General features: G+C 45.8%; 19 protein-coding genes. 13 read left to right on the top strand and 6 right to left on the bottom strand.

From position 1 onward, the window contains the following. Positions 1-16 precede the first annotated feature (16 nt). Genes NJR55_RS12800 through NJR55_RS12790 form a run of 3 tightly spaced genes read left to right on the top strand, consistent with a single transcriptional unit; the run spans position 17 to position 3,205 of the window. Entirely contained in the window at positions 17-277 is a 261-nt protein-coding gene (locus NJR55_RS12800) for an oxaloacetate decarboxylase subunit gamma (protein ID WP_253620300.1), read from the top strand. Further along, on the top strand, positions 277-2,076 hold the full coding sequence (oadA, locus tag NJR55_RS12795; RefSeq protein WP_253620299.1) for a sodium-extruding oxaloacetate decarboxylase subunit alpha: 1,800 nt from the start codon (positions 277-279) through the stop codon (positions 2,074-2,076). Before NJR55_RS12800 ends, oadA begins: the two co-directional genes overlap by 1 nt. A gap of 1 nt (position 2,077) precedes the next feature. After that, positions 2,078-3,205 carry a sodium ion-translocating decarboxylase subunit beta gene (locus tag NJR55_RS12790; RefSeq protein ID WP_253620298.1) on the top strand — a complete coding sequence of 376 codons (1,128 nt, stop codon included), beginning with the start codon at positions 2,078-2,080 and terminating at the stop codon, positions 3,203-3,205. Here NJR55_RS12790 and NJR55_RS12785 read toward each other — a convergent pair. Both NJR55_RS12785 and NJR55_RS12780 read right to left on the bottom strand, forming a co-directional pair. Next, the gene (locus NJR55_RS12785; protein ID WP_253620297.1) at positions 3,202-3,375 is read right to left on the bottom strand and encodes a hypothetical protein; all 174 of its coding nucleotides are present in this window, start codon (positions 3,373-3,375) and stop codon (positions 3,202-3,204) included. The two genes, NJR55_RS12790 and NJR55_RS12785, sit on opposite strands and share 4 nt — an antisense overlap. A gap of 9 nt (positions 3,376-3,384) precedes the next feature. Continuing rightward, positions 3,385-5,985: a response regulator gene (locus NJR55_RS12780; RefSeq protein ID WP_253620296.1), complete on the bottom strand. Its 2,601-nt coding sequence runs from the start codon at positions 5,983-5,985 to the stop codon at positions 3,385-3,387. 168 nt (positions 5,986-6,153) lie between these two features. Here NJR55_RS12780 and gshA point away from each other — a divergent pair, with 168 nt between their 5' ends. Both gshA and NJR55_RS12770 read left to right on the top strand, forming a co-directional pair. Next, complete coding sequence (gene gshA, locus NJR55_RS12775) at positions 6,154-7,767, top strand: glutamate--cysteine ligase (RefSeq protein WP_253620295.1); 1,614 nt, start codon at positions 6,154-6,156, stop codon at positions 7,765-7,767. Between the two features lie 128 nt (positions 7,768-7,895). Beyond that, positions 7,896-8,534 carry a transglycosylase SLT domain-containing protein gene (locus NJR55_RS12770; protein WP_011234966.1) on the top strand — a complete coding sequence of 213 codons (639 nt, stop codon included), beginning with the start codon at positions 7,896-7,898 and terminating at the stop codon, positions 8,532-8,534. Here the strand turns inward: NJR55_RS12770 and NJR55_RS12765 are convergent. Next, positions 8,531-9,829 carry an HlyC/CorC family transporter gene (locus NJR55_RS12765; protein WP_253620294.1) on the bottom strand — a complete coding sequence of 433 codons (1,299 nt, stop codon included), beginning with the start codon at positions 9,827-9,829 and terminating at the stop codon, positions 8,531-8,533. The genes NJR55_RS12770 and NJR55_RS12765 overlap by 4 nt on opposite strands. Before the next feature lie 68 nt (positions 9,830-9,897). After that, positions 9,898-10,692, bottom strand: a complete 795-nt coding sequence (locus tag NJR55_RS12760) for a cytochrome C assembly family protein (protein WP_253620451.1) — start codon at positions 10,690-10,692, stop codon at positions 9,898-9,900. A 157-nt stretch (positions 10,693-10,849) separates the two neighbouring features. Between NJR55_RS12760 and ffh the strand changes: the two genes are divergently transcribed. The 7 genes from ffh (at position 10,850) to tyrA (ending at position 16,113) form a co-directional block, all read left to right on the top strand. Beyond that, the gene (ffh, locus tag NJR55_RS12755; RefSeq protein WP_011234963.1) at positions 10,850-12,214 is read left to right on the top strand and encodes a signal recognition particle protein; all 1,365 of its coding nucleotides are present in this window, start codon (positions 10,850-10,852) and stop codon (positions 12,212-12,214) included. Positions 12,215-12,333: 119 nt separating this feature from the next. After that, on the top strand, positions 12,334-12,582 hold the full coding sequence (rpsP, locus tag NJR55_RS12750) for a 30S ribosomal protein S16 (RefSeq protein ID WP_011234962.1): 249 nt from the start codon (positions 12,334-12,336) through the stop codon (positions 12,580-12,582). Between the two features lie 28 nt (positions 12,583-12,610). Continuing rightward, positions 12,611-13,135: a ribosome maturation factor RimM gene (gene rimM / locus NJR55_RS12745; RefSeq protein WP_253620293.1), complete on the top strand. Its 525-nt coding sequence runs from the start codon at positions 12,611-12,613 to the stop codon at positions 13,133-13,135. After that, the gene (trmD, locus tag NJR55_RS12740; protein ID WP_420844468.1) at positions 13,135-13,893 is read left to right on the top strand and encodes a tRNA (guanosine(37)-N1)-methyltransferase TrmD; all 759 of its coding nucleotides are present in this window, start codon (positions 13,135-13,137) and stop codon (positions 13,891-13,893) included. The genes rimM and trmD overlap by 1 nt, the downstream gene beginning before the upstream one ends. 32 nt (positions 13,894-13,925) lie before the next feature. Further along, the gene (rplS, locus tag NJR55_RS12735) at positions 13,926-14,285 is read left to right on the top strand and encodes a 50S ribosomal protein L19 (RefSeq protein WP_011234959.1); all 360 of its coding nucleotides are present in this window, start codon (positions 13,926-13,928) and stop codon (positions 14,283-14,285) included. 71 nt (positions 14,286-14,356) lie between these two features. Further along, positions 14,357-14,959 carry a DNA-J related domain-containing protein gene (locus NJR55_RS12730; protein ID WP_253620292.1) on the top strand — a complete coding sequence of 201 codons (603 nt, stop codon included), beginning with the start codon at positions 14,357-14,359 and terminating at the stop codon, positions 14,957-14,959. Between the two features lie 11 nt (positions 14,960-14,970). Then, entirely contained in the window at positions 14,971-16,113 is a 1,143-nt protein-coding gene (gene tyrA / locus NJR55_RS12725) for a bifunctional chorismate mutase/prephenate dehydrogenase (protein ID WP_253620291.1), read from the top strand. A gap of 19 nt (positions 16,114-16,132) precedes the next feature. Here the strand turns inward: tyrA and NJR55_RS12720 are convergent, their stop codons facing one another. Further along, complete coding sequence (locus NJR55_RS12720; RefSeq protein ID WP_034821749.1) at positions 16,133-16,489, bottom strand: response regulator; 357 nt, start codon at positions 16,487-16,489, stop codon at positions 16,133-16,135. A 78-nt stretch (positions 16,490-16,567) separates the two neighbouring features. Here NJR55_RS12720 and NJR55_RS12715 point away from each other — a divergent pair, with 78 nt between their 5' ends. Next, the gene (locus tag NJR55_RS12715) at positions 16,568-17,215 is read left to right on the top strand and encodes a cytochrome b/b6 domain-containing protein (RefSeq protein WP_253620290.1); all 648 of its coding nucleotides are present in this window, start codon (positions 16,568-16,570) and stop codon (positions 17,213-17,215) included. Here the strand turns inward: NJR55_RS12715 and NJR55_RS12710 are convergent. Further along, on the bottom strand, positions 17,212-17,676 hold the full coding sequence (locus NJR55_RS12710) for a c-type cytochrome (protein ID WP_253620289.1): 465 nt from the start codon (positions 17,674-17,676) through the stop codon (positions 17,212-17,214). The two genes, NJR55_RS12715 and NJR55_RS12710, sit on opposite strands and share 4 nt — an antisense overlap. Positions 17,677-17,749 lie beyond the last annotated feature (73 nt).

The following is a 17,749-nucleotide window of genomic DNA, read 5'->3' as shown; positions in this document are numbered from 1 at the left end:
CAATCAGGAGTGCTTCGTGTCAGAATTGCTCAGTCAAGCTGCGCAACTCATGCTGGTCGGTATGGGCGCAGTCATCATCTTTCTTTGCTTACTGGTCGTTGCCATGAGCGTTATGAAACGCTTGATCCCAACACCAGAGCCTGTTGCCAGTACCCAGCCTTCAGTCGAGGGTAATAACTCTGATGCAGCAAGTCCTGCGGTACTGGCTGCAATTTCTGCTGCGGTACACAGTTACCGTCGAGGCAAAAAAGCAGCGAATAACAAGGAGAAATCATAATGAGTAAACCCCTGTTACTAACAGAGTTGGTGCTTCGTGACGCACATCAGTCACTACTCGCAACGCGCATGCGCCTGGACGACATGCTTCCCATTGCTGAAAAGCTCGACAGCATCGGCTACTGGTCAATGGAGTCCTGGGGTGGTGCGACTTTTGATTCTTGTATTCGCTACCTTGGTGAAGACCCCTGGGAACGCATTCGTGAACTAAAAAAGGCTATGCCGAATACTCGTCAGCAAATGCTGCTTCGAGGGCAAAACTTGCTGGGATATAGGCATTACGCCGATGACGTGGTGAAGCGTTTTGTCGAGCGTGCAAAGGAAAATGGTGTTGATGTTTTCCGTATTTTTGACGCGATGAACGATGTTCGTAACTTAAAAACCGCGATAAAGGCTGCAAAAGACGTTGATGGCCACGCGCAGGGCACTCTCGCTTACACTGTCAGCCCGGTTCATACCCTGGATAAATGGGTGGCAATGGCACAGGAATTAGAAGATTTAGGCTGTGACTCGTTATTCATTAAAGACATGGCGGGCTTGTTAAGACCTAACGATGCCTATGAACTGGTTAGCGCGTTGAAGAAAAATACTGACTTGCCAATTGCCATGCAGTGTCACGCAACAACGGGCTTAAGTGTGGCAACCTACCAAAAAGCCATTGATGCTGGCATCGATATGCTGGATACCGCCATTTCGTCAATGAGCATGACTTACGGCCACTCGCCAACAGAAACCCTGGTTGCAATGACAGAGAATACGGACCGGGACACGGGCTTGTCATTACCTGACTTAGCTGAAGTGGCCAGCTATTTCCGCGACGTTCGTAAGAAATACGCTAAGTTCGAAGGTTCTCTCAAAGGGGTTGATGCGCGTATTCTTCTGGCTCAGGTGCCGGGCGGTATGCTGACAAATATGGAAGGACAGTTAAAAGAGCAGGGTGCGCTGGATAAGTTTGATGAAGTCTTAAAAGAGATTCCGAAGGTACGTGAAGACCTTGGATTTATCCCTCTGGTTACGCCAACCTCACAAATTGTCGGAACCCAGGCGGTTCTGAACGTGTTGAGCGGTGAACGTTATGAGAATATTTCTAAAGAAACTGCTGCAGTTCTGAAAGGCGAATATGGTGCAACCGCCGCCGAGGTTAATAAAGACCTGCAGAAGCGTGTCCTGGACGGCGAAGAGGCTATTACCTGCCGCCCAGCCGACTTACTGGATAACGAACTGGATGCGCTTACCAAAGAGCTAAAAGATAAAGCGACTGAAGAAGATATTCGTTTAGCTGATGATGTTATTGATGATGTTTTAACTTACGCATTGTTTCCGCAAATTGGGCTTAAATTCCTGAAAAACCGTGATAACCCGGATGCTTTTGAGCCGGTGCCCGGAGAGGAGCCTGAAGAGAAAACGGAATCTACAGAGAAGGCAACTCCAAAGGCGGACGGAGATGTTGAGCAATACGAAGTTGAGGTTGAGGGTAAGCGTTATAATGTGAAAGTTGGTGCAACCGGCCAGTTGGATTCGGTGAAATCATCATCCTCAGCAGAGTCGTCACAATCATCACAGGAATCATCAGGTGGTTCAGGCGAGGGTGAAACCATAAAAGCGCCATTAGCCGGTAATATTTTTAAAGTTGTTGCCAAAGAAGGCGCTGCAATTAAAGCCGGCGACGTTGTCTTAGTAATGGAAGCGATGAAAATGGAAACCGATATTAAAGCACCAAAAGATGGCACTGTTCAGTCTCTTCATGTAAAAGAAGGTGATGCGGTGACCGTAGGTGATGCTCTGGTGACGGTAGGCTAATATGGAGAAGCTGCAGATTTTATGGGAAACCACTGGCATTGCTGCAATGACATTTGGCCAGTTCAGCATGATTCTGGTGGGTGGGTTGTTGTTGTATTTGGCAATCTCAAAGAAATTTGAACCTTTATTATTATTACCTATTGGCTTTGGAGCAATACTGGCAAATATTCCCTTAGGTGGCTTCACCGAGCCAGGTGGGGTTCTTTATTATGTGTATAGCGTTGGTATTGACACCGGTGTTTTCCCTTTGCTTATTTTTATGGGAGTGGGTGCATTAACAGATTTTGGTCCCTTGTTAGCAAACCCAAAAATGCTGTTTTTGGGTGGGGCGGCTCAGTTCGGTATTTTTGCTACCTTGTTTGGTGCTATCGCTCTGAACGGAATACCTGGCATTGAGTTTTCCATGTCCGATGCGGCAGCTATTTCAATTATAGGTGGCGCTGATGGCCCCACTGCTATTTTCCTGGCGTCGAAGCTGGCACCGGATTTATTGGGCGCTATTGCTGTTGCAGCATACTCATATATGGCGCTGGTGCCTATTATTCAGCCGCCAATAATGAAATTGCTGACAACTCAGGCCGAGCGTGAAATTAAAATGGAGCAGTTACGGCCGGTAGCTCGGCGTGAGAAGCTTTTCTTCCCGCTAATAGCCATGGGGTTAACGCTATTATTTTTGCCTTCAGCAACGCCTTTGGTTGGCATGTTCTGTCTGGGTAACTTAATGCGTGAATCTGGCGTGGTGGAACGCTTAACGAAAACCACTCAGAACGAGCTGATTAATATTGTAACCATCTTTCTCGGTTTGGCTGTGGGCTCTAAATTGCAGGCAGAACAATTTCTCAGCTTTCAAACGCTGGGCATTCTGGTATTAGGTGCCGTTGCATTTGCCATAGGAACTGCCAGTGGTATTTTAATGGCGAAACTAATGGCTAAATTCAGTAAAGATCCGATTAATCCGTTGATTGGTGCTGCTGGAGTCTCCGCTGTACCTATGGCTGCAAGGGTGGTTAATAAGGTTGGTTTACAGGCTAATCAGCATAACTTCCTGCTAATGCATGCGATGGGACCAAATGTAGCCGGGGTGCTGGGATCCGCTGTTGCTGCTGGCGTTCTGCTAGCTTTGGTTTAACTCCCGGTAAGAAACATCATCGTCGTGTAAAAAGCGGCGATGACAGCGCTTAATACTGCAATATAAATAAAACCTTTATAGCCCTGTTTAATGCTCCAGCCATTCGCTCGTAAATACAGCAACCAAAATAAGCTGAGCAGCAGCGGAATAATAAAAAAATATCGGATCATAGTAATTCCTCAAGACTGATGTTGTTGAATAGCTTCTAAGTCTACTGCGGCTTGATGTGCATAGCGTAAACGTTTTTCCAGCTCAGTGATCTGGTCAGCAACTTTATCAATGTTACCCTCTGCCATAAATTGCTCTAAGTCGGCGGCTTTGCTTTGTAACTGTGTAAAGCCCAGATTAGCGGCGGCTCCCTTCAATGAATGGAAATAGCGGCGCGCACTTTCATGCTGACCTCGGGTAATAAAGTCGGAGACTTTAGTGGCGCTACCCTGGTAGGTTTCATACAACTGCTCTACTAACTTCAGATAAAGCTCAACATTGTACTGTAAGCGTTTTAATGCCGCTTCAAACTCAATGCCTTTTACCTGGGGTATCCGAACCGGAGACTTCGGTGCCTCTTCCTGTTTAGGCTCGGGCACTTTTTCCTGCTGCTGATTATTGGTGTAGTCACCAGGAACGGCCCATTTTACAATGGCTTTAATTAACTGTTTTTCGTCAATAGGTTTTGCAATGTGTCCCTGCATTCCCGCAGCCAGCGAGCGCTCTTCGTCACCGCTCATCGCATTCGCTGTCATTGCCAGAATCGGCAGTTGCTGATAATTGAAATCGGTGCGGATGGTACGAGCCGCCTTTAAGCCGTCCATAACCGGCATTTGAATGTCCATTAATACCAGCGAGTAATTTTTGTTATGCACAGCTTCTACGGCCAGTTGACCATTTTCGGCAATGTCGACTTTAAACTTATGGCTTGAAAGAATTTCACGCGCCACTTGCTGATTAATTTCGTTGTCTTCTACGACTAAAATAGGCGCTCGCAGAATGCTTTCCGGAATACCGTCACTATTGTCAGTAGCGTTCTCATCCGGAAGCTCATGCTGAACCAGAGTAGAAGTCAGGCTTCGTCCTAAAGTTGAGGCTGTAAATGGCTTAGAAATGATATCGTTTACGCCTGCCTGCTTCGCTTTTTCGGATAATTCTTCGGCATAATAGCCCGTTGCCAGAGTCATTTTCGGACGAATGTCTTCTGCATAACGCTCGGTTATTTTCTGGCAAAACTCCAGGCCATCCATACCCGGCAAACGCCAGTCAACCAAAACCAGTTGATAAGGGTTGTTGTCCTCTACAGATAGCTGAAACACTTGCAGGGCTTGTTCAGCTGTGCGACAAACTTTTACGTCAACCTGATAACTGCGCAGCATTTCATACAGCATTTCGCGGGTACTTAAGTTGTCATCAATGGCGAGAATTCGAACACCTTTAAGTTTTTGCAAAAGGTACTGATGATGACTGTTGTCCTGCTCTGTCTGTAACGGCAGTTCTACTTCGATGTAAAATGTCGAGCCCTGACCGGCTGCACTGGTCACTCCGATATCGCCGCCCATCAATAGAATAAGACGTCGGGAAATGGCTAGGCCAAGGCCGGTACCGCCATATTTACGAGTTGTAGATGTGTCTGCCTGAGTAAAGGCTTTAAAGAGGTTAGCGCGCTGCTCTTCGTCCATACCAATACCGGTATCGGTAACCGATATTCGCAATAAAACATTATCCCGGGAACTGTCCAGCAGGTTAACGGCAACATTAATTTCACCGTCTTCGGTAAATTTAATGGCATTACTGATAAGGTTAACCAGCACCTGATTCAAGCGTAGCGGGTCGCCAATTAAACGCGTTGGTATATTGGCCGGTAAGTTAATAATAAACTCGAGGTCTTTATCGTAAGCCCGGTACGCAAACATATCCGCCAGTGAAGTCAGAACATCCTGCAAGTCAAAAGGAATGCGCTCGACAGTTAACTTACCAGCGTCAATTTTTGAAAAATCGAGAATGTCATTAATTACTCCCAGTAAAGCCTGAGAAGAGGAGTCGATGACTTTTATATAGCGTTTTTGTTTTTGCGTAAGCTCAGTTTTCAGACAAAGGTTTGCCATACCGACAATAGCGTTAATTGGTGTGCGAATTTCATGGCTCATGTTCGCCAGAAACTCACCTTTTGACTGATTGGCACGCTCGGCGGTTTCTTTGGCTTTTTCCATTTCTTCTGCAACCGACTTAATGCCGGATATGTCGTAGTAGCTACCGAGAATGCCGATAATATTGTGGTCGTCATCGTAAAGCGGAACACTGGAATGCTCGACCCACTGGCTCTTACCGCTTACTTTTAGTTCGATTTCTGCATTAACGGAAGGTGCTTGCTGACTAAAGGTCTTTTTATCGCGCTCCAGTAATACGTCATTACTGGCAAGGGAGTCGATTTCAGCATCTGCTTTGCCGGCTAAAGATTCAGGTTCAATACCAAAGTCATTGGCAAAAGCGCGGTTTCCGCCTAACAGTTTTAGCTCGGGATCGCGCCAGTAAACCCGGGTTGGCAGGTCATTAAAAACTTGTTCAAACAATTGTAACGAATCTGACGATAAAAAGGGTTGCCGAAAAGGCGCTGTCAGTGCGTTGCGCCGGGACCACCACCAAATGACAATGCCAATAATCAAACTGAACAGAATCATCGCGACTAATACAGTGTCACTCCAGGGGGCAGGTAACAGGGCATATAACGCAAGACTGGTTACCTGAAGAATGACAAAAATGAGCTGTAAAAATGTCCAGAATGAATTCATGGTTGATCCGTAACCGAAAGGTTATATAAACAGCAGCTAGTCTGCCACGTTGAGCCGTAATCGCCAAGTTATGTGGTCAAATTAAGAGTGACAACCATAGACCTTTTAGCGAATTACCAGTAAGCTTAGCGGCAGAAAACCTTCCGTCTTAGTGAATGGAGTTGTCTTTTGCAAGCAACATTTCAAGCAGTTATCGAAAAGCTTAAGCAATCGGGTAAAACAGCAGTTTGGCAAGGCATTAAGCGTGGTATTGAGCGTGAAGCTTTGCGCATAAAAGAAAATGGAACGCTGGCGCCGGGTGACCATCCCCGGGAATTGGGAAAAACCCTGACCCATCCAACCATTACAACCGATTACTCAGAGAACCTACTTGAGTTCATTACTCCGGTTGCCTCCGATATTGACACAACGCTGTCACAACTCCGTGATATTCATCGAGTGGCTTATAATGCCATTGATGACGAGTTGCTATGGCCAATGAGCATGCCTTGCTACATTGGCTCAGATGACGATATTCGTATCGCTAAGTATGGTGACTCACACTCGGGGCGTATGAAAAGCCTTTACCGGCGTGGTCTGACATATCGCTACGGCGCCACTATGCAGGTTATCGCCGGGGTGCATTACAATTTCTCTGTGTCCGATGCGATGTGGGAAGAATTAGCGGAGATTGAAGGCGTCAGTAATAACCAGAGCTTCCGTACGGAACGCTATTTCGCTCTCATCCGTAACTTTAAGCGCGTTGCCTGGGTTATTCCGTACTTGTTTGGCGCTTCACCCGCTTTGTGTAAATCGTTTTTCAGTCAGACGAAAAACGAAGAGATTCTGCAGAAGTGGAATTTTGATACGGTAGGTAAAGGCACGGTATTTTTGCCTTACGGTACGTCGTTGCGAATGAGCGATTTAGGTTATACCAATAAAGAACAGGCAACGCTGAAAATTACGTACAATTCATTGGATGAGTATGTGACGGGTCTGCGTCGCGCAATTACAACGCCCTCTACGCAGTTTTCGAAAATTGGTGTAAAAGTAGGCGACGAATACCGTCAGCTCAACGACAATATTCTGCAGATAGAAAATGAGTTCTACTCGCCAATTCGCCCTAAACAGACAGCCCGCGATGGTGAAACGCCAAGCCAGGCTCTGGAGCGGGGCGGAGTAGAATATGTCGAGATTCGCGCACTGGATGTGAATCCGTTTAGCGATGTGGGTATCACAGCGCAGCAAATGCACTTTCTGGACTTAATGCTTCTGCATTGTTTATTACAGCCAAGCGAAGAAATGAGCTGGGAACAGCAGCAGCAAGCCGATAAGAACTTTACTAAAGTGGTTATGCAGGGGCGCGACCCGCGCTTAAGCTTGCAACAAAACGGCATTGACCGCCTAATGGCTGACTGGCTGGAAGAGCTTTTTGCAGATTTCTCTTCAATTGCTAAAGCACTGGATAACAGTTCAGGCAATAAAGTCTATCAGAATCATTTAGCGGATTTATACGAGTGGGTATTAAATCCGGAAAGTACTTTGTCGGGGCAAATTTTACGCTTGCTCAAAGAAGAAGACCGCGATAACAGCAGTTTAGGTATGCAGTTAGCTAAGCAATATCGCGAGCAATTGAAAAATGAGCCGCTCAGTTACTATCAACAAGATGACTTTGTTAAATGGGCGGCTGAATCAGAGCAAGCGTTTGAAGATCGTTACCAGCAAGACAACAACGTTGACTTTGATACGTTTCTGGCAAACTATTTTAAACAGGCGGCACGGTCTGGCCAGGTAGCTGACTGAGAAACATAAAAAAACGCAGCCCAAATTTGGACTGCGTTCAATAAAACGTTCAGGGGATGAACATGAATGCGTTTCTCAGCTACAACATGTGTTCAATTACTGAGAGTTTAACGAGTGAATAAAGTTCAATGGCGATAAAACTTTTTTTTCCTATTCAACCGAAAGTACTGGTAAGTGCTTTGTTCGTAGCGACGCTCAGTGGTTGTGCAACGCCACCGCCGGCAAACCCTGAAAATGTCTGTCATATTTTTGAAGAACACCGCGACTGGTATCACGCGGCCGCCGATGTGCGTGAACGCTGGGGCGTGCCTATTCATGTGCCAATGGCGATGATGTACCAGGAGAGTTCCTTCAAGCATAATGCTTTGCCGCCTAGAGACTACCTTTTAGGTTTTATTCCATGGGGGCGGGTGAGCTCGGCTTACGGTTACTCGCAGGCGAAAACTATGACCTGGGAAGATTACCAGCGTGAAACGGGTAACGGTTGGGCCAGTCGCGATGACTTTGAAGATGCAATTGATTTCATGGGTTGGTTTATAGCAAAAACCTATAAAATTAATGGGGTATCGAAATGGGACGCCTACGGACAATATCTTAACTATCATGAAGGTTGGGGTGGCTATCAGCGTAAGTCTTATCTAAAGAAACCCTGGCTGGTAAAAGTATCCAGGGTCGTAAAAAGCCGCTCTATGACATACGCCGCGCAATTGAATAAATGTGAGGAAGATTTAAAGCACGGCTGGCTATGGCGTTTATTCTTTGGTTAGTCATTGCTCTGGTTGTCGGGTTTTCGGTAGAGCTCAGGAAACACTCTAATTTGTTTTATCATGGTGTCACCAATTTCAACAAGCTCTACCGGATAGCCGCCTAAACGCAGCGACAACCGGGCATCAGGAATATCACCGAACTGTTCAATAATAAGGCCACTTAAGGTTTTTGGACCATCAGTCGGAAAGTCCCAATTCATTTCTTTGTTCAATTCGCGCAAGTTAGCTGACCCGTCGACTAAAAAGCTGCCGTCAGTTTCCAGTGTGACAGACTCACTGGGAGCCGGTGCCATAGAAGTCGTGAAGTCACCAACAATTTCTTCCAGAATATCTTCCAGAGTAACAAGCCCCTGAATGTCTCCGTACTCGTCGACAACCAGTCCGATACGCTCTTTACGACGCTGGAATTTCAGCAGCTGGACATTCAGTGGTGTGCCTTCGGGAATATAGTAGCTGTCCCGTGCCGCGCGAACTAATATGGATTTATCAGCGGTAAACTGGTTCTTGCTCATCAGACGCATAATATCGCGTGCATGCAAAAAACCGATAGCGTCATCTATTTCATTGCGATAAAGCAGTACGCGGGTGTGCTGACCATTCGATAGTTGTTTAACGATAGACTTCCAGTCGTCACTAATATCAATACCAACGATTTCATTACGGGGCACCATGACGTCTTCTACCGTAACCTTCTCGAGATCCAGGATGCTGACCAGCATTTCCTGGTGCGAGGTAGGAATTAAATTTCCGGCTTCATTTACTACTGTGCGCAGCTCGTCGGAACTTAAAGCGTCAGCCATTTGTGATTGCTTGGGGTTAACTCCCAGCAGGCGCATGAAAGAATTGGTTATGAAGTTCATACCAATAACTATGGGGTACATGACCTTTAGCAAAGGCATTAAAATTAAGGAACTGGGAAAAGAAATGCGCTCCGGATGCAGTGCAGCAATGGTTTTCGGCGTAACTTCAGAAAAAATCAGAATAATTAAGGTTAAACCAAAAGTAGCGATTACTATTCCAGCGTCGCCGAACCAGCGCAGACAAAGGATAGTTGCGATAGCCGATGCGCCAATGTTAACCAGGTTATTACCAATAAGAATAAGGCCTATTAGACGATCCGGACGATCAAGCAGGTACTGGACACGTTTGGCCCCGGGATGATTGTTTTGTACCAGATGGCGCAGACGGTACCGGTTGATAGACATCATGCCAGTTTCGGAGCCAGAGAAGTATGCGGATAAAAATAACAGTACGGCTAAAATCACGAGCAATAGGCTCGTTGATATCTCGTCCAACGGTTTATTCCTTAATTAAACTGTGAATGTGACAATGTAGAGTTCTCAGCTATGAAGTCAAGTGTCATTCAGGATAAGAGAAAATCTTTCACGAACCGACTACCAAAATAACCTAAGGTTAATAGGGTGCTGGCAAGTACGGTAATGACCACAATAATGCGACCTCGTAAGCCTGATGTCCGGTGCAGAACGACGGCCAACAGATAAAGCAGAGCTGCGACGCTGGTTAAAATGGTTTTGTGTGCTTGCTGCTGAGCAAGCATGTCATCGAGGAAAAGAAACCCTGAGCCCAGAGCGAGAAACAGTACAAAAGTGCCTAGCGCCAGAAGATTAAAGAAGTATTTTTCGACGGTCATTAATGGCGGCAGTTTGCTTAGTAAGAGGTGACCTTTACGGTTCTTTAATACACGGTTTAAGTAACTGGTTTGTAACGCATAGAGTGTAGCTAAAGCGAGTATTCCATAAGCGACCAGTGACAAGGTAATGTGAAAAACTAACCCGTGTCCTGTACTTATATCAGCCCCCCAGTTAACCGGAGTGAACACAAGTAACAGTGTGGTAAGCGCGGAAAACAGATAAATAACTGGTTTCAGGAATAAGTTACTGGCCTGGTTATTTTTCACTACGGTTAAAGCGGCTATCAGAAAAGCGACAATAGCCAGACTGGATGAGATATTAATGTGATCGAAATCATCGTTGGAAAGCTGTATTAAAATGAGCCAGCCATGCGCAGCAACCGCCAAAGCAGCTGGTACAATCTGATAAGCTGGGTGAAGCACTTTGTTTTTTAAGATATTTTGTAGAATAACAAAAGCGCTGGCACTGTAACCCAATAAGCTGATTAGCAACAATAAAGAGAGCATCACGCGCTCGACTTCCCTGATTCCTGTTGTTCGTGCCCTGAGTATACGACGTCAGTCGGCTAAACCCAATACTTACGGGGCGAAACTTTCTTGCAAATCAGATATACTGTCCCCATTACTATTAACGTCAGAAATCGCAATATAAGAGACGATCGACATGTTTGAGAATTTATCGGAACGTTTGTCGCAAACGTTACATTCTATTGGCGGCCGGGGCCGACTGACCGAAGACAATATTAAAGAGACGTTGCGTGAAGTTCGCATGGCTCTGCTAGAGGCCGATGTTGCCTTGCCTGTGGTCAAAGACTTTATTGCTAAAGTCAAAGAACGGGCAGTGGGTACAGAGGTCAACAAAAGCCTGACGCCGGGTCAGGTTTTTGTAAAAATTGTCCAGTCTGAGCTGGAAGCTGCAATGGGTGAGGCGAATGCGCCACTGCAATTAAATACCCAGCCGCCGGCTGTTATTCTAATGGCTGGTTTGCAGGGTGCAGGTAAAACCACCAGTGTGGGTAAGCTGGCTAAATATTTAACTGAGCGCCAGAAGAAAAAAGTGATGGTGGTCAGTGCCGACGTTTATCGTCCTGCCGCTATTAAACAGCTGGAAACTCTTGCCGAGCAGGTTGGGGTGGAGTTCTTCCCGTCTTCAACTGATCAAAAACCGGTTGATATTGCCAATGCCGCTATTGCACAAGCGCGCAAGCAGTTTATTGATGTAGTGTTAGTGGATACTGCCGGTCGTCTTGCTATTGACGAAGACATGATGCAGGAAATTCAGCAACTGCATTCAGCCATTAACCCAGTTGAAACCCTATTTGTCGTTGACGCTATGACGGGTCAGGATGCGGCAAATACCGCCAAAGCATTCAGCGAAGCTTTGCCTTTAACGGGTGTTATTCTGACTAAGACCGATGGTGACGCCCGCGGTGGTGCGGCGTTGTCTATTCGCCACATTACTGGCAAACCTATAAAGTTCCTTGGTGTTGGTGAGAAAAACGATGCTCTGGAGCCTTTTCACCCTGACCGTGTAGCCTCCAGGATTCTCGGCATGGGCGATATGCTTTCTCTGATTGAGGAAGTAGAACAAAAGGTCGATAAAGAAAAAGCCGAAAGAGTGGCGAAAAAAGTCATGAAGAAAGGCCAGTTTTCACTGGAAGATTTTCGTGACCAGCTTGTGCAGATGCGTGAAATGGGCGGCATGATGGGATTAATGACCAAAATGCCGGGCATGGGGAAAATGACAGAGCAAATGAAAGGTCAGATGGACGACAAAATGACCTTACGTATGGAAGCCATTATCAACTCCATGACCCCGAAAGAACGGTTACGCCCCGATGTAATTAAGGGCTCTCGTAAGCGCCGTATAGCGACTGGCTCCGGTACCCAGGTTCAGGATGTGAACAAGCTGCTTAAACAGTTTACCCAAATGCAAAAAATGATGAAAAAAATGAAAGGTGGCGGCATGCAGAAAATGATGCGCGGCATGGGCGGTAAGATGCCACCAGGAATGTTCCCCGGGCGTTAGGAAAAAGCGCGTCAAGCTTGCATTTGCAGTAAAAATCAGTAGAATTGCCGAGCCTTCCGACTCTGTCGGAGGGCTTTGCTATTTTTTACATTTACAAAACAGTTATATTGAGGAACGTAATGGTAACCATTCGTTTACAACGTGGTGGCGCGAAAAAACGCCCCTTCTACCAAATGGTAGTTGCTGATAGTCGCAATGCTCGCGACGGTCGTTTCATTGAGAAAGTAGGATTCTTTAACCCTGTAGCTCGTGGTCAGGAAGAAAAACTTCGTGTTGATGTTGACCGCATTGAGCATTGGGTAAGCAAAGGCGCTCAGTTATCTGATCGTGTTGCTAAATTAGTTAAAGATGCAAGCGCTGCGGCGTAAGCATTAACAGATTCAGGTAGGTAAATTAATGCAGCAATCAGAGCAAATCGTCGTTGGTCGCATCGGTGCGGTGTATGGCGTTAAAGGCTGGTTGAAGGTGCAGTCGTTTACTGATGATCCAGAATCGATATTTGAATACAGCCCTTGGTTACTCAGCCAGAAAACTGAGCGCGAACTGAAAGTTGTCGAGTGGCGGCGCCACAACAACGGACTTATCGCCAGGTTAGAAGGCATATCCGATCGCGATGAGGCAGCACGCCTTACTGGCGCGGATATTTGCATTACTGCAGATGAGTTACCGGCATTAGCTGACGATGAGTTTTACTGGCGCGACCTTATTGGTATGCGTGTAGTGAACACCAACGGCTATGATATGGGTGTGGTTGAACAAATTATGCCCACCGCATCGAACGATGTGTTGGTCGTAAAAGCAAACAGCAACGATGGGTTCGGGAAATCTGAACGTTTAATTCCTTTTATCCAAAGTGAATATGTCACTGCGGTTGATAAGGAAGCCAAACAGATTCAGGTTGAGTGGCCATCGGACTTTTGATGGACAAACCATTGCAGGTTGGTGTCATCAGTTTGTTTCCTGAAATGTTTTCGGCCGTCACCGACTACGGTGTTACCGGCAGAGCAATAAAGGAAGGTTTGCTGACAGTGAGTGTCTGGAATCCTCGTGATTTCACTCATGATCGCCACAGGACTGTTGATGACAGGCCTTATGGCGGTGGTCCGGGTATGTTGATGATGGTGCAGCCACTTGTGGATGCTATCAACGCAGCAAAACAAAGCCTGGGTGAGGATACTCCTGTTATTTATTTGTCACCGCAAGGGCAAAAACTTGATCACAGCGGAGTGCAACAGCTCTCCGGCAATGATCGAATGATTTTGATTGCTGGCCGTTATGAAGGCATTGATGAACGCGTTATTAAGCAATACGTTGATGCAGAATGGTCGATAGGGGATTACGTATTAAGCGGTGGTGAGTTGCCAGCAATGGTGCTTATTGACGCGGTATCACGGTTAATTCCCGGAGTATTGGGACATCAGGATTCAGCAGCAGAAGATTCTTTTGCCAGCGGGTTACTGGACTGCCCTCACTATACTCGACCGGAAACTTATAATGAACAGCAAGTACCGCCGGTTTTATTAAGCGGTGATCATGAAAAGATACGTCGCTGGCGTTTACAGCAGTCTTTGGGTAAAACCTGGCTGCAACGACCAGAGTTAATTCATAGCCTAGCTCTGACTGACGAGCAGGAAACATTGTTGAACGAGTTTATCGAACAACAATCATCCGGCGAATAAAGTACAGTTTACCTAGGATAGGAGATACGAAAATGGCAAAAGTTAGCCAAAGCATCATTAAGGCTCTTGAAGAAGAGCAGATGAAACAAGATTTACCTGAGTTTGCACCAGGTGACACTGTTGTTGTAAATGTAAAAGTAAAAGAGGGTAACCGCGAGCGTCTTCAGGCGTTTGAAGGTGTTGTTATCCGTGTTCGTAACCGCGGTCTGCATTCAGCGTTCACAGTACGTAAAGTATCGAACGGTGAAGGCGTAGAGCGTACTTTCCAAACGCACAGCCCATTAGTTGACAGCATTAAAGTCAAACGTCGTGGTGCGGTTCGTCGCGCGAAACTGTACTACTTGCGTGAGCGTTCTGGTAAGTCTGCACGTATCCGCGAGAAGCTGTCTTAAGCTTTTAGCAAACAAACGAAATAGCAAAGAAAAACCCAGCCTTGTGCTGGGTTTTTTGATAGTGTTTTAGGATGAACGAAGATATCGAAATATTAACCCAAATTTTAGCTGAAAATTTGGATGCTCAGCACCACTGGACTGAGCATGAACTGATTGCGTCTTTGCAGGGGCCTCCTTATGAGTTCTTTGACAAGGAAGCTCTGCGTGATCCTCTAACCTTGTTTCAGACTCACTTTTTATTGTTTCATTGTCTTTATAAATTACGTGAACGCTGGCGGGAAGAAAAAAAGTACGAGCTTTTTATTCATACCCTGAATATTGAATGTCAGCCATGGCAGCGCGGCGTTTCTGCATTGACAGAAAAGGACGCGTTAGCAGAATATTATTTAGATCTGAATCAACTGGGCTCGACATCCGGCGCTGATGTTGAATCTATGCTGGATGATTTTTGGCGTCGCATGGGGCATTCTTCTTCTCAAGTGGAAACCAGTATGCCCGAAAATGATGCCTGGCAGATTATGGAAGTTGAACCGCCGGCAAGCCAGGCCTTTATCAAAAAGCAATATCGTAAACTAGTACACAAGTACCACCCAGATAAAGGTGGAAGTGTGGCTAAAATGCAAAAAATTCAGAAAGCTTACCATCGTGTTATAGAAGCCATAAAAGAGGAATAAAATAACAGCTCATGAGCCATGACCCGGACCAACGATTATCAGAACTGCGCAATGCAATTGATGCCACTGATAATGAATTAATTGAGATAATTGCCCGGCGAGCAAAGTTAACTGCCGCTGTGGGAGAAGCCAAGCGTTCGTTGAAACAGCCTCTTTACGTTCCACAGAGAGAACGTTCTTTGATAAAAGCGCGCAGAAGCAAAGCCAAAGAGGCTGGCTTGTCGGAAGATCTAATCGAAGACGTTATTCGCCGTATTATTAGAGAATCGTATCGGACACAAACGGCACAGGCTGCTGCAACTTCGACTCAACTAGAACGACCGGTTTTTGTGTTTGGTGGAAGAGGGGCTCTGGGTGCTCGTCTGGTCAGTCAGTTGCGGCAGACAGGCTATTCGGTAATAACCATTGATAAAGACGATGATTGGCCAGATAAAGACGATTTAAGCCAGGCGCAGTTGGTATTGATGAGTGTGCCGGTTAATAAGACCGTTGAACTGATAAAGCAGTTACCACCTTTAGCGGAGGACTGTGTTCTGGCTGATGTAACCAGCATTAAAGCGGCTCCTTTAAATGCCATGCTGGAACAACATAGTGGCCCGGTTGTCGGCTTGCATCCTATGTTCGGTCCTTCTGTGCAGAATTTGGCGAAGCAGCTGGTGGTTGTTACTCACGGTCGCCAACCAAAGCGTTATCAGTGGTTACTGGATCAGTTTGTTAACTGGGGCGCCCATTTACACGAAGTTAATGCCGATAAACATGACGATGCTATGGGTTGGATCCAGGCTATGCGTCATTTAAGCACTTTTGCTTATGGTGTTCATCTGGCTAATGAACGCGTCGATATTAAAGAGTTGCTGGAACTGAGCTCGCCTATTTATCGAATGGAATTGATGATGATTGGCCGTTTGTTTGCGCAAAATGCGGAACTTTATGCCGATATTATTGCTGCGAACAAAGGGCAATTTTCGTCGATTAGACGTTATTTGCAGCAATTTTCAGCAATAATCGATGATATAGAAAACGGTAAAAAGTCGGATTTTATCTCGCTTTTCGATGAGGTTAGCCAGTATTTCGGCGAATTTTCCAGTCAATTTCTGAAAGAAAGTGAATCTTTGGTGCAACTGGCAGACGACCAAAGATTCAAGCATCAGTAATAGTTGCTGGTTATCGACTTTATAAGTATTCAGTCATTAATTCGCTAAGCGCTTCCGGCGAAACCGGCTTATGCAATGTCGCATTCATGCCGGCTTCCCGGCAAGCGCTCATTTCGCTCGCACTTTGGTGACTGGTAATAGCGATAACCGGTGTGTTCTTGTGCATATCGCTTTGTCGCAACTCCTGGCAGACTTCAGCTCCCGACATGTCCGGCATTTCGTAATCCAGAAAGATAAGATCCGGAGCCTCTCCTGCCAGGTTCAAGGCTTCTTCTCCTGTCATTGCTGTTAATATACTTACCTCAAAATTAGCAAGCATCGCTTTTAACACTTCAAGGCTGATAAAGTCGTCGTCAGCAATAAGAACTTTGCGCATAGTCACTACCCATTTAATGGAATTAATTATACCCTAGCACTTAGCTTTTTATATTCCCAGTAATTTGGAGCTAACAACATGAAACAGAAAGGAAATTCTATAAAAGTTTGGGATAGCTTTATTCGTGTGTTTCACGGCCTGCTTATCTTGCTTTTAGGCGGACTCTGGTGGACCGTCGAAAATGGCCGCATGGAGCTGCATAAGGATATTGGAATTGCCTTACTTGCGTTACTTTTAGTCAGAATTTGCTGGGGAATATTTGGTAGCGAAAATGCCCGTTTTAAAACCTTTTTAAAGTCTCCTAAGGCTATCTTGAAGCATCTGCATAATGTTTTTAAAGGGCGCTATGAAGCAGAAAACACCCACAGTACAGCTGGTGGCTGGGCTGTCATCATTATGCTTGGCTTGCTCCTAAGTCAGGTTATTACGGGGCTATTTTCAACCGACGGCATTTTATTTTCGGGGCCATTATCTAATTGGCTATCTTCGGATGGGCAAAAAGCGGTAACCAGCTGGCATAAAACCCAGTTCGACGTAATATTAATTGTTATTGCCGTACATATTCTGGCCGTGCTTTTTTATCGCTTTAAAGGAACACCTTTAGTGGCTTCCATGGTGCATGGTTACAGAATCACCAGTCAGCAAGCGCCAAATTTAAAACCCGGTTGGCAGGGGCTCATTTTAGCGGTTGCTGTCTGGTTAATCTTAATGTTGCTGCTTAACTAGTCTTTATATTCGTCGTGGCAGCCTTTGCAGGTCTTTGCGGCATCCATAAAAACGGGTTTTATTGAGTCAATAGAACCTTTTTGACTAACGTTCGCCAGTTTGGCTGCGTACTCTTGCAAGTCATTAGCGCGCTGCTGAAAGTCATCCCAGTTATCCCATATGGCGGTTAATGCATCGGAGTTATTGCCCGGCATTGCGCCTTCAACGGCAAAACCAGCCCATGGAATACCCGACATTTTCTCAAAATCATTTGCACGACGCTGAAAAAAGTCAGCGTTGTATTCAACTTCGCCTTTGACCATAGCGGCCATAGCGGAAAAGTTTTCTTTCATAACAGACAATGCTTTTTGCCGGTACTCTACGGCTTTATCGGCATCGTTAAAGGCGGTTTCATCAGCGGTTACATTGAATGACAGAGTCATCAGCCCAGCTATAGCTGTTGTTAGTAATTGTTTTTTCATTGAAACACTCCGTTTATTGAATTCACTGATCGTTAATAATACACGATCTGTCGGTTAATGCTTGTCACCTCTA

The organism is Idiomarina rhizosphaerae, from assembly GCF_024159085.1.
In the GTDB taxonomy this organism is placed as follows: domain Bacteria; phylum Pseudomonadota; class Gammaproteobacteria; order Enterobacterales; family Alteromonadaceae; genus Idiomarina; species Idiomarina rhizosphaerae.
This window is presented reverse-complemented; position numbering and strand designations above follow the sequence as displayed.

Coding starts and splice junctions, on each gene's coding strand:
- rpsP (WP_011234962.1), top strand. CDS start 12,334: ATGGTAACCATTCGTTTACAACGTGGTGGCGCGAAAAAACGCCCCTTC.
- NJR55_RS12785 (WP_253620297.1), bottom strand. CDS start 3,375: ATGATCCGATATTTTTTTATTATTCCGCTGCTGCTCAGCTTATTTTGG.
- rplS (WP_011234959.1), top strand. CDS start 13,926: ATGGCAAAAGTTAGCCAAAGCATCATTAAGGCTCTTGAAGAAGAGCAG.
- NJR55_RS12760 (WP_253620451.1), bottom strand. CDS start 10,692: ATGCTCTCTTTATTGTTGCTAATCAGCTTATTGGGTTACAGTGCCAGC.
- rimM (WP_253620293.1), top strand. CDS start 12,611: ATGCAGCAATCAGAGCAAATCGTCGTTGGTCGCATCGGTGCGGTGTAT.
- oadA (WP_253620299.1), top strand. CDS start 277: ATGAGTAAACCCCTGTTACTAACAGAGTTGGTGCTTCGTGACGCACAT.
- NJR55_RS12720 (WP_034821749.1), bottom strand. CDS start 16,489: ATGCGCAAAGTTCTTATTGCTGACGACGACTTTATCAGCCTTGAAGTG.
- trmD (WP_420844468.1), top strand. CDS start 13,135: ATGGACAAACCATTGCAGGTTGGTGTCATCAGTTTGTTTCCTGAAATG.
- ffh (WP_011234963.1), top strand. CDS start 10,850: ATGTTTGAGAATTTATCGGAACGTTTGTCGCAAACGTTACATTCTATT.
- NJR55_RS12790 (WP_253620298.1), top strand. CDS start 2,078: ATGGAGAAGCTGCAGATTTTATGGGAAACCACTGGCATTGCTGCAATG.
- tyrA (WP_253620291.1), top strand. CDS start 14,971: ATGAGCCATGACCCGGACCAACGATTATCAGAACTGCGCAATGCAATT.
- NJR55_RS12780 (WP_253620296.1), bottom strand. CDS start 5,985: ATGAATTCATTCTGGACATTTTTACAGCTCATTTTTGTCATTCTTCAG.
- NJR55_RS12770 (WP_011234966.1), top strand. CDS start 7,896: ATGGCGATAAAACTTTTTTTTCCTATTCAACCGAAAGTACTGGTAAGT.
- NJR55_RS12730 (WP_253620292.1), top strand. CDS start 14,357: ATGAACGAAGATATCGAAATATTAACCCAAATTTTAGCTGAAAATTTG.
- NJR55_RS12710 (WP_253620289.1), bottom strand. CDS start 17,676: ATGAAAAAACAATTACTAACAACAGCTATAGCTGGGCTGATGACTCTG.
- NJR55_RS12715 (WP_253620290.1), top strand. CDS start 16,568: ATGAAACAGAAAGGAAATTCTATAAAAGTTTGGGATAGCTTTATTCGT.